A 13,062-nucleotide genomic window follows, 5' to 3' on the forward strand; every position below is an offset into this window, starting at 1 on the left:
CGCTCCCGGCGCCACGGCGCCGCTTTCGACAGGTCCTCCCCGCCCTGGCCGGCCGATGGGCATTCCAGAAGGAGAAGACCGATGTCGAATGTCTCTTTCCGCTCGTCCGGGGCTGGCCCGCGCCGGCCGGCTCCGGTACGCTGGGCCTGCACATCAGGGCCAGTCACCTGCAGGCGGTGCTATGCCGCCTTCGAGGAAGGTGACCCAGCATATCTGGTGGCCTGTCGTGGCTGTGCCGCGCCGGCAGGCGTCCCCTGTCGGCGGCCTCGTGGCGGGAACGAGCGGGTCTGCCACCAGCGCGATACCGATGCCATCGGGATGGGCCTGCTCGATCCATGCGACGGATTGAGCTGGGACGGCCGTCACGACAAGCCGCTGCCGTTGTTCGCGGTGCCGGTCGCCAACGCGTGCCGGGTCGTCACCGGCTCGCCGGCGAATGCCGACCCGAATGGTCTTCCGGCTGCGGCGCCGGCGGATGGACGGAGAAAGAGCCTGCCGCTAGAGAAACTCTGGGCCGCCTGAATGAGCCGGTAGCGGCGAAACGGGCGATGCGTGGCTACGACATCGCCCGTCGCGGCCCCTTGATCGTAGCCGGGTCAGGCACCTCGGGGCCGTGGTGCCGAAGCCCATCAGAAGAGGAAAACACCATGATCCTCGTGATCGTGGTGGATCGGACTTGGGTTGCGAAGGTTCTTCGCAAAACGAAGAAGGCTCTCCAGGCGGCTGCTACCGTCCTGAAGAGCCTCTCCGAGTAACTCGGTCCGAAACACCGGCCGAGGGGTTATCTTTTCCCGGATGCCCCTCGGCCACCTCTGATGATGGCAAGCCCGGCTGCGATTTTCAAGGGCGGTGTGTCCAGCGGACATGCCGCCCTTGGCTTGTACCGATCCGCGCGCGGCAGGTCGTCGTGCGCGAGGAAAACAGCGAAGCAAAAAGAGAGAAGGGCGGAGAGGAGGGACGTGCCAGAACATGGCGGCCGCCGCCAGAGCGTCGCCATGCTCGCGCGCTGCGCGCCCTGCGCGTGGCTCCGTGAACGGCGCTGACGCGCCGCTCTGGCCCCGGCCGCCATGTCCCGCCACGCGGGAAAGCATCCAGCAAGAAAAAGGAGAGCGGGATGTCCGTGCAAAACAACCCGATCGAGGTCGGCACCATGGTGTCGAGTATCCTCTACAACCGTGGCCGCGGCTACGTAACCAGGATCCAGGGCGCGCAGAGGCCCGACACTGTAAGGCGGCTGTCAGGCACGGCGATCACCGCCGGAGGCGCTGTCACGTTCGACATCGTGTTCGAGTCCGGGAGCTACTCCCGCCTGCTTCCCGAGGCGATCCTGCATGGCGTTCAGTGGACGATTCATGACCGGGAGGAGGGGTTTGCCGACCAGGAACAGCTTGCTGGCCTGTGTCGCCATGCAGACGAGGTGATCGCACAGCAAAGAGTTGAGGCAGAGGCTGCGCAGGAAGCGTTTGAGCAGGAGATCGCCAGGCTGCGTGCAGACACGGCCCACGCCATGCTGACGCAGGGCGATACGGGCGACGGAACAATCGCCGCGAAGAACATCCGTGTCCTGCTGAAGGAGGCCTTTCCCGCCGTGAAATTCTCGGTGCGCAAAAGGCATTACGGCGCGCTCACCGTCAGTTGGGCGGAAGGCCCGGATTCCAATGCTGTCGAGGCTATCACCGACCTTTTCCGGACCGGACACGATGGCAACGCCACGCCGTGGATGATGGTGTTCGGCCACGCGGAATACATTTTTACTTCCCGCTCCTGATCGGGGGCGATCCCAAAACACTGCATCAAGGCCGCCCGTGAGGCGGCCTTTTTCGTATCTGGAGATACAGCATGCCGACAATCATCCTCTCCGCTCACCCCGCCCGCCGCTACGAAAGAAAGTCGCTGACCGGCACTCAGATCGAGTACGGCCAGAAAGTGGTTCCCTCGGTCTGCATCGAAGCTCGTACGGTGCCGGAAATTGCCGAACAGGCGCGCGCCTTCGGCGCCTCAGTCTTCACTGCAGCACCGCGCGTCTCCTTTCTGGTCTCTGTTCAGATGGCTCGTGGTGAACGGAAGCCACGGGGGTTCGATGTTGCCGATCGTGCCGGCCAGTTCCACGATGCGGACTGGATCCACACCGAGATCGAGTGCCCTGTCCGGCACGTCGACGGGCCCGGCGTCCGCATGTGGGGAAGCCGCCTCGCACCATTCCAGATGGATGGGCAGGACCCATTCTGGCCTGCTGAAGAGCCGGACGATTTTACCTCGCCCGCCGATGGATCCATCGGCCTCTATGGTTATCTGCGGGCGGTCAACGCGCGCGTGCAGCGCCGCACCGACAGTTGGCAGAGCCTGTTTTCCATCGTGCATGAGGTGCCGCTGGGCGACCGCTATGCCGCTCGCGTCCATCCGTTCGATGTGGCCGCTGAACTGTTGGCCGGCCGGCTGTCGCCGACCTCAGCCGCGGCCTGAAGAAACGGAATGCAGCGGGGCCGTGATGTTCCGCCCCGCTGCCGCAACGAAAATACCGGATAGGCGGAGAGAACCATGCCGAAAGCAGAATCCATCCCGCGTGGGGTGCGCAAATTCCTCGACTTGAGCACCGGCCATCTGCCTGTGTCTGATCGCGTGCTCATGGTGTCCTCAGCAATTGAGGCGCTCTCGTTCAGTGCTTTTGCCGGGCCCTATGGATGGTTTGTGCACGTCCCAGAGGATGGAGCCTCCATCTGCTGGACAGGGAGTGGGGCACTGAACGCCGTGTTCTCGCGCGCCCGCGAGCTGGACTGCGATTACGTGCTGCTCGACGCGGATGGCCCGCGGGACGAAGCGTTGCCATGGTTCGATGAGGATTAAGAGAATGGCCGAATATTTCACAAGATTCTCAGCGCGCCTCCCAATGACAAGCGAGAGCGCTGCGCATGAGGCTTTGCTCGCCCTGGAGGGGCGGCGCAAAGCCGGAGAGGCCCATGGCAATCCGAACCCTGAGGGTTTCGAGGCGGCGTATGACCATCTTGATGCAGCCGGAAGGCCGGTCGTTTGGCTCCACAGCCGTGCAGGCTCGCCCGATAACGTCGTTGCCTTCGTCCAGGATTGCGCAGAACGCGGTCTGACCGAGCCAGGTCTGTGGACGCTCATATGGTCGTTCGATTGCAGCAAGCCCCGGTTGGACGGCTATGGCGGCGGCGCCTGCATCGTCGACCTGGCGACGGGCGCAATCGTGGAGAGGATCGACCTGAACCATTGGGCCAGCGTCCAGACAGGACGAATGCGCGCGACGGAGCGAGACGGATCGAGCTGATCGTGCCGTCCTTCGGATAGCGGCTCGCAAAACGGGCTCCCGCGCGATCTGATCGCCCAGACTCCGCGAGCCATTTTGGACACAAATCCTCCGATGTCGCGGGCAATGGCAAGGCGCCGGGGACGTCGGAACGGGAGAAGAGAACGAGGAGAGAGGAAAAGAGAGAGAAGGGGAGGGGAGACCGCTCTCATGGGGCGGGGAACGCTGCAAGGGTTCGTCGCAGGCTCCCGGCGCAAGCGCCGCCCTTGCACCGTCCCCCGCCCCATGAGGCTGCCGATCAGGTCGAAAACAGACTTGAGAGAGGCAGAAATGACGCGGAATACGAGCGATCCCGACCTGAACGCCGCGCGGGCGGCAGCACGACGGTTCGGTTCCGAAGCGATGATCTTTGAGGATCTGGCGGTCGGGGAGCGGTTCTGTTTTGCCGGCAGTTCGAGCCAGACGGTCTGCATCAAGATCCGTCGCAGACGATACAGTCTGGACGGTCGGGTCTGCTACGCGACGGCCACGCGCGCGGTCGTCAGAAGCGCGTAGCCGGCAGAGACCTCACTTCTCGTCGCACTCTTCAGGCGCCCGTCAATGGGCGCCTTTTTTCGTATCAACACAGGATTTCCCGCCATGACGACCGATCCGCGGTGCGCAGAAGCCCACGGGCCGAAGGCGCGCGCGCCAGGCCCATTTTCTGGGTGCGAGCACGGTTGCCGCCTCCGCGTGACGCTTGCGAGCGGACATCCCGTCGAGGGTGAGCTTCAGATCTTCGGCGGACATCGCATGCTGATTATCCGCGATCCCGCTGCCCCGATGGGTCACCGGGTGGAAGGGCCGCTTCGCCGGGCCGACGTCACGCGCGTCGAGATTCTGCAGAGCCGGGAAGAGGTGCGCGCGGAGCAGCGGGCGCAGCGCTTTGGCAAGCTGGTCTTCACCTGGGAGCCGAAGACGCGGGACGACAACCGCGCTCAACTGGAGGGGATTGCCCGCGCGATTGCCGATATCCCGCGTGACGGCGATTTTCATCGCCGGCTTGAGCTGGAGGCTCAGTTCGCGCACCTGGCCGGCCGCATCGCGCTTGGCCAGGCAAAGCGCGCGTGGGTGCTCGCGGAGGCAGCGTGGTATCGGGCTCACAACAGTCCCCCCTCGATGGCGGATCTGTGGGGAAGCGACCTCGCCTCACCGTCCTGCTTCCGCCGGCCCCGCGAAGAGGATTTCGATCCGGATCCGGCCGTTCGCAATCGGCCGGTGCCGGTTCCGACCTGGGTTCTGCAAGATCCGCGCTCGATCAGGAACATGCTTGCCGCCTTGCAGGAAGCAGGCCTGTCTGCCCGCATCCATCGCCTCGGCGACCTGCCTCATGAGCATGGAGGCATCCTGGTGAAAATGCCGGTCAGCGGGCGCGCCCAGTTTGCGTTGATCGGCCGAAGAAATGGCGCCGGCGTCATGGACTGGACCCACGCATGGGACGTGCTGGACACGCCGACAGGGGCCAGGCGCCTCGGCGCGGTGCGGCGATGCGCTGCGTACCACCGGATGCTGAAGGTGCTTCAGGTCGGACGGGTCGCGCTTCAGCTCGATTTCGCCACCATGCTCGAACGCCTTTGAGGTGGATGGGTCCGCCACACGCGGCCCACCCGCAGTCGAGCCATTTTGGACACAAATCGCTTCGGCGTCGCAGGCAGACGGCCGCGCCCGAGGCAGCCAGAAGAAGAAGGAATCCGTAACATGGCAACCAGGGCCAAAGCCTCTGCCGTACGCTCTTCGGGTGAACGCGCCGACATTTACCAGGAGGTCACGGACCGGATCGTCGCTGAACTCGAGAATGGGCGCCTGCCGTGGGTCCAGCCGTGGTCGAATACTGTGGCGGCGCCCTCGGTGCCACGCAACGCCACCACAGGACGTCGTTATTCCGGGATTAACGTTCTGTTGCTCTGGGGCAGTCTCCAGCAGTGCGGGTTCGCAACTCAGCGCTGGCTGACGTTTCGCCAGGCATTGGCCGCCGGCGGGAATGTTCGCAAGGGAGAGAAAGGCACGACGGTATTCTTCGCGAACACCTTCGTGCCTGAAGGGCAAAAGCTGGAAGCCGAGCCGCGGGCGGTGCCCTTCCTTAAACGGTTCACGGTGTTCAACATCGATCAGTGCGACGGTTTGCCCATCGAGATGACGGCGGCGCCTTCACCTCAGGCCGATGGTGACATTGTGCCGCGAGCGGAGCGTCTGATCTGCGCGACGGGAGCGGATCTGCGTATTGGAGGTGACAAGGCTTTCTATATGCCTGCCCTGGATTACATACAGGTTCCTCCGCGATTTGCGTACTTCGACCAGATCAATTGGTATCGAACCGTCATGCACGAGACCGGGCATTGGAGCGGCCATGTAAAACGCCTTAACAGAGACCAGACGGGAAGTTTCGGCACCCATGCCTATATGGGCGAGGAGATCGTAGCCGAGCTGACAGCAGCTTTTGTTCTTGCGGAACTGAGCATCCAGCCGTCGGTGCGCCACGCTGATTACATTGGCGCGTGGATCGATATGCTCCGCGACGACAAACGCGCGATTTTCAAGGCCGCGCGGCTCGCCACGCAAGCGGCAGATTATATTCTGGCCTTCGAGGACGCCACGGTCGACCAGACCGGTCCCGATCAACTGGCGGCATAGGAAGATGCGCGCCGTGATCACCGTGTTCTGGGGTAATCCCTGCACGGTACCCCCGCCCGATATCCCGACACTCGACGACGGACGGACGCGCTGGGCCTGCACGCTCCTGGCGGCAGGCGATAGCGAGGCGGTCCGGGCTACGCATGCGCCGGCGGTGCGGCCTGGCCTCGGGTGGTGCCATGGCTGGTCCCCCCTGCTGGATGCCCCCAGGCGCTGGAGCGGCGAAAGGAAAGCCGCCGCACGGCGGCGCAATCTGCGGCGCCGTCTCGATCGCGCGGTGCCGCTGTTCGCTGATCAGCTGGAGGCAGACGAACTCGCAAGACGCCCCGCCTATTTCGATGCCAGCAGTATCGAAGACGAGGAGAGAAGAAGAGAGGAGAGAACCTGACATGCTCACCCGACTGGAGGATGAGGGTTCCAGTAGGAGTGAGCATTAAGCTGCCTTCTCGGTGCTGCATGCTGCAACGGGTCGCTACATGGGTGGGGTCAGCGGCAGATTTGCGCCGCAACGGCGTCCAGTTTGCGCTCGTAAGAGGCCCGCTCGGCGGCGCTGAGAAAACCCTGTTTCTGCGCAAAAGCATCCGTGTTCGCACGGACCCGTTGCACATCTTTCCATAGCCGGTCCGCAGTGGGCTGACTCAGCCGGCGCGCCTTGCGCGCAGTGCTGATATCCGCCTGCAGGATATTGGCCCGCATGGAAATATGGGCTTGCCCCGGATCTTTGATCGTCCCGCCCAACTCCCCCACCAAAGAGTGTTGCTCCCCAAGATTGCAACTCGGAAACGCATCCGAGCGGGTTTGTGCGTGGGCTGAGGACAGACCCAAAATCAGCCCAGAAAAAATGATTAACTTCATCGATCACTCCAATTCCGCACTGCTCGTTATAGTCTCCTGGGCGTCGATTTCACACCAAGCGTGTCGCACGTGCCGTCGGAGCTGCCAGACGAGGAGAGAAGAAGAGAGGAAAGAAATTAAGGAAGAGGGCAGGTCGCTCTCATGGGGTGGCGGCCGGTGCAAGGGTTCGTCGCAGGCTCCCGGCGCAAGCGCCGCCCTTGCACCGGCCGCCACCCCATGAGGCGCGGAAAGCATCGAGGAGAAGAAGAAAGAGGGGTCAGCGCTGTCTGCCCTGTCTTCGGCTCCCGATGCCTTTCCATCCGAGCCGCAGGAGCGCCCTCATGGCAGACCATCGCAAAACCCCGACACGTCTGACCGATACGTTCGAAGCCATTGCGCTGATCGGTAGCAGCGTTGTGATCGCATTGACCGCATGGCTGATCATCGCCGCGCCGGCCTTTCTCGCCGGGATTCCGTCAGATCTCGATCACCGGCACCCGGTTCAGGTCGCGGCCCGATGAGCGGACACGCCGAAGCCCACGACGGATCGGGGGGCGCCATCACGGCGTCTCCCAATTCCTGCACCGAGACAGTGGATGCGCTGGTCGACGAGGCTCTTGCCTATCAGGCCGAGTCCTTCGACGCCGATGAGCCGATCGACGGCGGCGACCTGGTGGAATGGTTTGCGGCCTGGCGGATCGCGCTGCGCGAGGCGCGGCGGCACGAGCGGCAGGTTTGAACCGATGTCCGGCCGGATCAAGACGATCGCGAAGCTGCTCGAAGCGGCCCGGTATCGGCACGACCTCTACACGACGTTCTCCGACTGTATGGAGGCGATGGCGATTTCCATGGCGAATGCCGTCGACCTGACGCAGCGCGAGGAGCGGGAAGCCCGGTATCTGAAGATCGTCGGCCGCTATGACCGGCAGACGATCGAGACCTAGCCCCAGGTCCTCGCGGAGGTTGCCCTCGCGCTGGAGGAAAGCCCGACCGACATTCTCGGCGCCGTCTTCGGGATGCTGGAACTGCACAATGCGCATCGGGGCCAGTTCTTCACGCCATTCGAGGTGTGCCGCCTCATGGCGGGAGTTCTTATCGGCGATGGCGGGGAGGCCCGGGGAATCATCGAGCAATCCGGATTTGTCACGGTGCAGGAGCCGGCCTGCGGTGCCGGCGCCATGGTTATCGCCCTTGCCGAGGCGTTGCGGGACGCCGGGATCAATTACCAGCAACACATGCACGTCACCGCGATCGACGTGGATCCCCGCGCAGCGCACATGGCGTTCGTCCAGTTCTCGCTGCTGCATATCCCGGCGACCGTGATCGTTGGCAATTCGCTGACGCTGGAGACCCGCGAATACTGGTTCACGCCGGCACATATTCTCGGCGGGTGGTCGCGCAAGCTGGCCGCAAGTGCTGCTGCTGCGCCTGAGGCTTCAGTCCCGGTCGCCCCCGTGGCGACGCCAGGTGTGCCCACCCAGCCAGTGCCCGCCGAGCGCCCGCTGCTGCAACTTTCCCTGTTCTGAACCGCGCCGAAGCGCTGGAGAAATGCCATGATCCGCCAATATTACGCCTCCCCCTTTCAGGGGGGCGATAACCCGCTGCGCGTCGGCTGCGTTGCGGTCGGCACAATCTTCCGCCTGCCGGCGCCCAGGGAGCGTTACGCATCCTGGATCGTGGAGGCGTTTCTGAATGGCCAGTGCATGGCCTGTGCCTACAACCGGCGCACCGGGCGCTGGGAGGACCGCTACCTCTCCCGCCGCTCCGACACCGTGGTTATCCGCTCTCTGGCGCATGGCAAGCGTGTGACCGTCGCCTTGCGTTGGCTTCTGCACGAGGGAGGGGACGACGCGATCGCCGCGCCCTATCCCGACCTGCCCGACGTGTACCGCTTCCATGGCGCCTATCGCCGTGCGGCCGGGGCCCGGTGCGCGGGGAGGATCGCGGCATGACGGTCGGCGTTCAGTTTCCGGCCCTTCGGCGTCCGGCGCTGGCCGCCGGGGGCTTTACCGCGACCCGCTGGCACAGTGCCGACGAGAAGGCGCGGATGGGCGACGCGATCCTGGCCTTCATTGCGCGGGGCATGCCGAGGTCCGGATGGACAATGTCGCTCTACAACCGGCTGTCGAACATGTTCGGCTTCATCGCGCATTACGACCGGCACGGCTTCTGGCACACCCATTTCGCCAGCACGGCAGGGCGGGTCGCGTTCCTCGAGCAGATCGCGGGTTATCCGTGCTGGGGGCAGCCGACGGCAGTCTGGTCGGACGTCGAGCGGGAGATCCGGGCTCGCGTTCTCGAGTCCGGGCTGATTGCGGCGTACCGCGCCCAGGAGAGGCAGGAGACGGCATGCGCCGAGCGGGAGCAACTGGCCCGCCTATTGGTGAAACATGGCCAAGCGCAGCACGGAGACCTGCATGCTGCCGCAGCGAGGCCCGGACCGGCTTCGCAATTGTCGCTCATCTAGGTGCAATGCACCCGGCCCGAGAACAATGCGGCCGGGTGTCGGATTATGCCGCTTGTGCGGTCAGCAGGCGGCCGTGGCCGTCCAGTTTGGACTCCATGAAGGGGACTGCCATCCGCGGTACCCTGCGGATGATGAACTCCGAGCCGGTCGGAATCCACAGCCACCACTGGAGACCCTTGTGCTCGAGGAGAGGCTCGCCTCGCACGAACCGAATGCCCTTCCCTGCTCGGGGAATCAAGCGGTCCTTCAATACGCCCGCGACCTGCCGCCCGCCGAGATAGATATCGTCGTGGAAGCGTCGAAACAGCGGGGAGCCGCCGTTTTCTTCGACCGCGACTGTGAGGTCGACCTGATCTGCTACCGTCTCCGGCCGGCCGTCCACGCCGAAGAGCATATGGCACATGGCGCGCAAGTCGGATTCCCATTTGGCTTCGAACCGCCATTTGCCCTTGCCGACGAATCGTCCGCGATATCGGCGAGCCTGGGTGGAGAGCTCGGGGTGGAACGGCGCTTCGAGCGTAATGTAGGCCCCGTCGACCGAAAGTATCGCCATGATGATGACCTCAGTGTGAGTCGAAACTGTCGTGATTCTATTGGCGTCGATTCGCGATGTACAGACAAAAATGTAGCGGGACAGAAGAAAAGATCGTGATTGAGCAAAGAGAGTCACGAAAGAGAAGGGAGGGGTGGGGAAGGCAGTGGCTGTAGCCGCGTCGCCCTCGGGTTGCTGCGGTCTGGACCGGGCGGCTCTCCCGTTAATCCCCGGCCTGCGGCCGCCTGCGGTTCCGGCGTCACCGTGAAGCGGCACGCCGCTTCCGCACCACTGACGCCTTCAGGGATCAACACTCGCTTTCCGCCCGGTCCCTGTCGACCGCACCCGAGGGAGACGCGGCTACCGCCCCGTCCGGGAAGAGAAACGAGAAGGAAATCAGAGATGGCCGGAAGCGTGAACAAGGTGGTCCTGGTCGGCAACCTGGGCAAGGATCCCGAGGTCCGGAACGCGCAGAATGGCGCGAAGATCGTCAGCGTCACTCTGGCGACCAGCGAAAGCTGGACCGACAAGGCATCCGGCGAGCGCCGCGAGAAGACCGAGTGGCATCGCGTCGTGATCTTCAACGAGCGGATTGCCGACGTTGCGGAGCGTTTCCTGCGCAAGGGACGCAAGATCTATCTGGAAGGCGCGCTTCAGACCCGCAAATGGACGGATCAGTCCGGCCAGGAGCGCTACACGACCGAAATCGTGGTCGATCGCTTTCGGGGCGACCTTGTGCTGCTGGACAGTGCCGGGAGCCACAGTGACGAAAGCCGCTACGGGCTCGACGACCGGCCCTCGCGTAGCGCACCGGCCCGCGATAGCGCGTTCGGTGGCGGCAGCGCCGGCGCCGGGCTCGATGACGAAATTCCCTTCGCGCCGTGCGTCGACTGAAGCCCGTGCCGCCGTGTCGCCGGACACGGTGGCAGGACCGCTGACGCGGTCGCATCCGGAAAAGGAAGAATTGCCATGTGCCAGTTTTCTACGGGGCTCGATCCTGTGTTCTCAGCGCCCGTGCTCCATCGTGCGGCGACTGTCGGCATTCGCATCGGCGCCGCGCGCCGTTCATTCGCTGAAGCGGCGCTGCTGGTGGACGAGGCGGCCGAAGCCGCCATCAGCGCCGCGGCCCGCGCCGCGTGGCGGCGCGAGGCCCATGCGTTCCATCGCTCAGCGCGTCGCCTGCTGTTCGATGTGGCCCATTGATGCGCCCGCATGCGCGATCAGGGCCTCGTCCAGCACCGACCACGCGGCAAGCAGCCGGGTCCCCGTGCGCCAGGCGATCATGGTGGTGCTTGCCACCCGGGCCTGATACGCCTCATTCCACATCTCGTCCCTGGTCTGGCGTTCGGCTTCCCATGTCAGGTCGCGCAGCTCGCTGAAGCGACGGACCATGCGTTCGACGAGCGGTTGAAACCAACGGGTGACTTCCTCGCGCGCGGTTTGCGGATCCGGATGCAGCGTGATGTCGCCAAGCATTTTCATGCCGGTACGACGGCCCTGTGCCTCGACAGCGGTGGGTTCCGGGGGGGCTCCCAAGCCGTGACGGGCGAGCAGGTTGTACACCGTGCCGTATTCGGGCAAGAGGTTACGAATCTGCTCTGCAGTGGGCGTCGTCCGACGCTCGACCGGAAAGCGGAGCAGGGTGCGTTCGGTCCGGTCGCGTTTGATCAGATCGCTCATAGAGAGCATAGAAGACTCGCCAATGCGATAAAGTAAAGGGATAACAGTATGTTGCGTGCATTTTTGCAGGCGCTCGCCGGCTTGTTTGCCGGCACCGCCGTCCTGTGCACGGCGACGAGTGCCTTGGCTGGGGAATGCGACGGGTTCGGCGCCGGGAACAAGCTCCCGGCGCTCGTCAATCCCCGGTTGGCGCCGCGAACAACGCTCCTGTGCAATAGGGCTTACGCGTCGTTCAATTCCGGGCTTGCCCACGAACCATTGTGGTCCGCTGAACGGCTGGCGGAAGAAGACCTGGAAGGGGCGGAACGGGTCGGCCGGGTGACGCGATATTTTCATGTCGAACCCCGCGTTCCCGAGGGTGATCAGGCGACGCTGTCGGATTATCGGGGCTCCGGCTACGATCGAGGGCACCTCACGCCATCCGGCGACGCGCCGGATGCGCGCGCGCAGGAGCAGACATTCTCCCTCGCGAATGTCGTACCCCAGACGCCGGCGCTGAATGAGGGGATCTGGGCCGGTGTGGAAATGGCCGTACGCGACCTGGTGCGGCGGGATGGCGTCATCTACGTCGTCACCGGGCCGGCCTTCCATGGACAGAAGCAGGCGATCGGGAGCGACAATGTGCTGGTGCCGAGTTCGACCTGGAAGGCCATCTATGACCCGGTGGAGGAGAAGACCGGGGTCTATGTGTGCAAGAACAACGATGCTCCAACCTGCACGACCGTCAGTGTAGCAACGTTGATTCAGGAGGTCGGGATCGATCCCTTCCCGGGTCTTTCGGACACCTTGAAGGCGCAGGCTCCGGATCTTCCACAGCCCGAGGCCAGCCCCTATGCTCCGCGCTCGCGAGCGAGGCGGACGGGCTGGGAAGGTGCCGGTCGATCCGGCATGCTTCGCGACGCGGAGAGGGCGGGAACAACGGCGCTGCACGGATTGGCGCGGACATTGGAGGGCGGCCAGTGAGCTTCACACCTTTTGTCGATGATGGTGGGAGCCTGTCGGTCGACGGCCTGACGATCGAGAATGGCGAGGAGCGTGTTGCGCTCTATGGACGCCTTTCCATCGGCAAGGATCAGGCCGGGCTGAAGGACGCGAAGGCGCTGAAGGCGATCGTCGACGCGCTGGTCGCCCGTCTGGAGCACGAACCCTCCCTGCCGAGCCATCTGCCGCCAGGGGAGAAGGCGCATCCGGTCGACGACCCGTTCGTCTGATCAGGCAGGCGTATAGCCGCGGCGCCGACGAATGACGACCTGGTCGGCCAGCGCGTTCACGGCGGCGCCTTCATCAGGGTGTAGATCGAGGCGTTGCGTGCCTCTTGTGCCGATCCGTCCCCACTGGCGAACCAGGACGGCGCCGCCGAACAGTTCCGGCTGAATCGACAGGGAATAGAAGCGCCATTCGTTCTTCTCGGGCCGGATCCGGCGGAAATGGGCGCTGACGGGAAACAGATTTATCTGGGAGGCAGCCGGCCGGCGTTTACGGGTCATGCTCCTCTGGTCTCCGGACTGTTTGGCCCAGGACCTATCATGTCGCGATTCAGGGTACCAGAGAAATCGCGCCTGCGCGCAGTCACAAACGCTTCCTCCATGATGCGAGGAAGGCGTGGACTGC

24 protein-coding genes are annotated in these 13,062 nt (G+C 64.3%); 19 read left to right on the forward strand and 5 right to left on the reverse strand.

Annotated elements, in window-relative coordinates:
- The first annotated feature begins 81 nt into the window (after positions 1-81).
- From HLH25_RS08490 to HLH25_RS08515, 6 genes are all read left to right on the forward strand, one after another.
- Entirely contained in the window at positions 82-522 is a 441-nt protein-coding gene (locus HLH25_RS08490; RefSeq protein ID WP_182973645.1) for a hypothetical protein, read from the forward strand.
- 592 nt (positions 523-1,114) lie between these two features.
- Entirely contained in the window at positions 1,115-1,768 is a 654-nt protein-coding gene (locus HLH25_RS08495; protein ID WP_182973646.1) for an LPD29 domain-containing protein, read from the forward strand.
- Between the two features lie 71 nt (positions 1,769-1,839).
- Positions 1,840-2,463: a hypothetical protein gene (locus tag HLH25_RS08500; RefSeq protein WP_182973647.1), complete on the forward strand. Its 624-nt coding sequence runs from the start codon at positions 1,840-1,842 to the stop codon at positions 2,461-2,463.
- Positions 2,464-2,538: 75 nt separating this feature from the next.
- Entirely contained in the window at positions 2,539-2,844 is a 306-nt protein-coding gene (locus tag HLH25_RS08505; RefSeq protein ID WP_182973648.1) for a DUF5983 family protein, read from the forward strand.
- A gap of 4 nt (positions 2,845-2,848) precedes the next feature.
- Entirely contained in the window at positions 2,849-3,289 is a 441-nt protein-coding gene (locus HLH25_RS08510) for a hypothetical protein (protein WP_182973649.1), read from the forward strand.
- Between the two features lie 309 nt (positions 3,290-3,598).
- Positions 3,599-3,823 carry a hypothetical protein gene (locus tag HLH25_RS08515; RefSeq protein ID WP_182973650.1) on the forward strand — a complete coding sequence of 75 codons (225 nt, stop codon included), beginning with the start codon at positions 3,599-3,601 and terminating at the stop codon, positions 3,821-3,823.
- A 42-nt stretch (positions 3,824-3,865) separates the two neighbouring features.
- Here HLH25_RS08515 and HLH25_RS19980 read toward each other — a convergent pair whose 3' ends face one another.
- Positions 3,866-4,057 (reverse strand): hypothetical protein, encoded by a 192-nt coding sequence (locus tag HLH25_RS19980; protein ID WP_220791733.1) that lies wholly within the window; start codon positions 4,055-4,057, stop codon positions 3,866-3,868.
- A 3-nt stretch (positions 4,058-4,060) separates the two neighbouring features.
- On the opposite strand from HLH25_RS19980, the gene HLH25_RS08520 reads away from it, so the two are divergent.
- From HLH25_RS08520 to HLH25_RS20235, 3 genes are all read left to right on the forward strand, one after another.
- On the forward strand, positions 4,061-4,885 hold the full coding sequence (locus HLH25_RS08520; protein WP_220791734.1) for a hypothetical protein: 825 nt from the start codon (positions 4,061-4,063) through the stop codon (positions 4,883-4,885).
- A 120-nt stretch (positions 4,886-5,005) separates the two neighbouring features.
- Positions 5,006-5,938 (forward strand): ArdC family protein, encoded by a 933-nt coding sequence (locus HLH25_RS08525; RefSeq protein ID WP_182973652.1) that lies wholly within the window; start codon positions 5,006-5,008, stop codon positions 5,936-5,938.
- Between the two features lie 13 nt (positions 5,939-5,951).
- Complete coding sequence (locus tag HLH25_RS20235) at positions 5,952-6,326, forward strand: hypothetical protein (protein WP_246401739.1); 375 nt, start codon at positions 5,952-5,954, stop codon at positions 6,324-6,326.
- 98 nt (positions 6,327-6,424) lie between these two features.
- Here the strand turns inward: HLH25_RS20235 and HLH25_RS08535 are convergent, their stop codons facing one another.
- Complete coding sequence (locus HLH25_RS08535) at positions 6,425-6,793, reverse strand: hypothetical protein (RefSeq protein WP_182973653.1); 369 nt, start codon at positions 6,791-6,793, stop codon at positions 6,425-6,427.
- A gap of 320 nt (positions 6,794-7,113) precedes the next feature.
- Here HLH25_RS08535 and HLH25_RS08540 point away from each other — a divergent pair, with 320 nt between their 5' ends.
- The 6 genes from HLH25_RS08540 (at position 7,114) to HLH25_RS08560 (ending at position 9,239) form a co-directional block, all read left to right on the forward strand.
- Positions 7,114-7,293 (forward strand): hypothetical protein, encoded by a 180-nt coding sequence (locus HLH25_RS08540; RefSeq protein WP_182973654.1) that lies wholly within the window; start codon positions 7,114-7,116, stop codon positions 7,291-7,293.
- Positions 7,290-7,511: a hypothetical protein gene (locus HLH25_RS08545; protein WP_182973655.1), complete on the forward strand. Its 222-nt coding sequence runs from the start codon at positions 7,290-7,292 to the stop codon at positions 7,509-7,511. The genes HLH25_RS08540 and HLH25_RS08545 overlap by 4 nt, the downstream gene beginning before the upstream one ends.
- Before the next feature lie 4 nt (positions 7,512-7,515).
- Complete coding sequence (locus tag HLH25_RS19985) at positions 7,516-7,716, forward strand: hypothetical protein (RefSeq protein WP_220791735.1); 201 nt, start codon at positions 7,516-7,518, stop codon at positions 7,714-7,716.
- Positions 7,717-7,788: 72 nt separating this feature from the next.
- Entirely contained in the window at positions 7,789-8,298 is a 510-nt protein-coding gene (locus tag HLH25_RS08550) for an N-6 DNA methylase (protein ID WP_220791736.1), read from the forward strand.
- Positions 8,299-8,325: 27 nt separating this feature from the next.
- Positions 8,326-8,724, forward strand: coding sequence for a hypothetical protein (locus tag HLH25_RS08555; protein WP_182973656.1), 399 nt, complete (start codon positions 8,326-8,328; stop codon positions 8,722-8,724).
- Positions 8,721-9,239: a hypothetical protein gene (locus HLH25_RS08560; RefSeq protein WP_182973657.1), complete on the forward strand. Its 519-nt coding sequence runs from the start codon at positions 8,721-8,723 to the stop codon at positions 9,237-9,239. The genes HLH25_RS08555 and HLH25_RS08560 overlap by 4 nt, the downstream gene beginning before the upstream one ends.
- Before the next feature lie 43 nt (positions 9,240-9,282).
- On the opposite strand, the gene HLH25_RS08565 is transcribed toward HLH25_RS08560, so the two are convergent.
- Positions 9,283-9,792 carry a hypothetical protein gene (locus HLH25_RS08565; protein ID WP_182973658.1) on the reverse strand — a complete coding sequence of 170 codons (510 nt, stop codon included), beginning with the start codon at positions 9,790-9,792 and terminating at the stop codon, positions 9,283-9,285.
- A 381-nt stretch (positions 9,793-10,173) separates the two neighbouring features.
- On the opposite strand from HLH25_RS08565, the gene ssb reads away from it, so the two are divergent.
- The gene (ssb, locus tag HLH25_RS08570; RefSeq protein ID WP_182973659.1) at positions 10,174-10,665 is read left to right on the forward strand and encodes a single-stranded DNA-binding protein; all 492 of its coding nucleotides are present in this window, start codon (positions 10,174-10,176) and stop codon (positions 10,663-10,665) included.
- 75 nt (positions 10,666-10,740) lie between these two features.
- The gene (locus HLH25_RS08575) at positions 10,741-10,974 is read left to right on the forward strand and encodes a hypothetical protein (protein ID WP_182973660.1); all 234 of its coding nucleotides are present in this window, start codon (positions 10,741-10,743) and stop codon (positions 10,972-10,974) included.
- Here HLH25_RS08575 and HLH25_RS08580 read toward each other — a convergent pair.
- Positions 10,939-11,451, reverse strand: a complete 513-nt coding sequence (locus HLH25_RS08580) for a hypothetical protein (RefSeq protein WP_182973661.1) — start codon at positions 11,449-11,451, stop codon at positions 10,939-10,941. The genes HLH25_RS08575 and HLH25_RS08580 overlap by 36 nt on opposite strands.
- Before the next feature lie 48 nt (positions 11,452-11,499).
- Between HLH25_RS08580 and HLH25_RS08585 the strand changes: the two genes are divergently transcribed.
- Both HLH25_RS08585 and HLH25_RS08590 read left to right on the forward strand, forming a co-directional pair.
- Complete coding sequence (locus HLH25_RS08585) at positions 11,500-12,414, forward strand: DNA/RNA non-specific endonuclease (RefSeq protein WP_182973662.1); 915 nt, start codon at positions 11,500-11,502, stop codon at positions 12,412-12,414.
- Positions 12,411-12,662: a hypothetical protein gene (locus HLH25_RS08590; RefSeq protein ID WP_182973663.1), complete on the forward strand. Its 252-nt coding sequence runs from the start codon at positions 12,411-12,413 to the stop codon at positions 12,660-12,662. The genes HLH25_RS08585 and HLH25_RS08590 overlap by 4 nt, the downstream gene beginning before the upstream one ends.
- Here the strand turns inward: HLH25_RS08590 and HLH25_RS08595 are convergent, their stop codons facing one another.
- Positions 12,663-12,938, reverse strand: a complete 276-nt coding sequence (locus HLH25_RS08595) for a WGR domain-containing protein (RefSeq protein WP_182973664.1) — start codon at positions 12,936-12,938, stop codon at positions 12,663-12,665. It abuts the gene before it with no gap.
- Positions 12,939-13,062 lie beyond the last annotated feature (124 nt).

This window comes from Gluconacetobacter dulcium, assembly GCF_014174165.1.
GTDB lineage: Bacteria > Pseudomonadota > Alphaproteobacteria > Acetobacterales > Acetobacteraceae > Gluconacetobacter > Gluconacetobacter dulcium.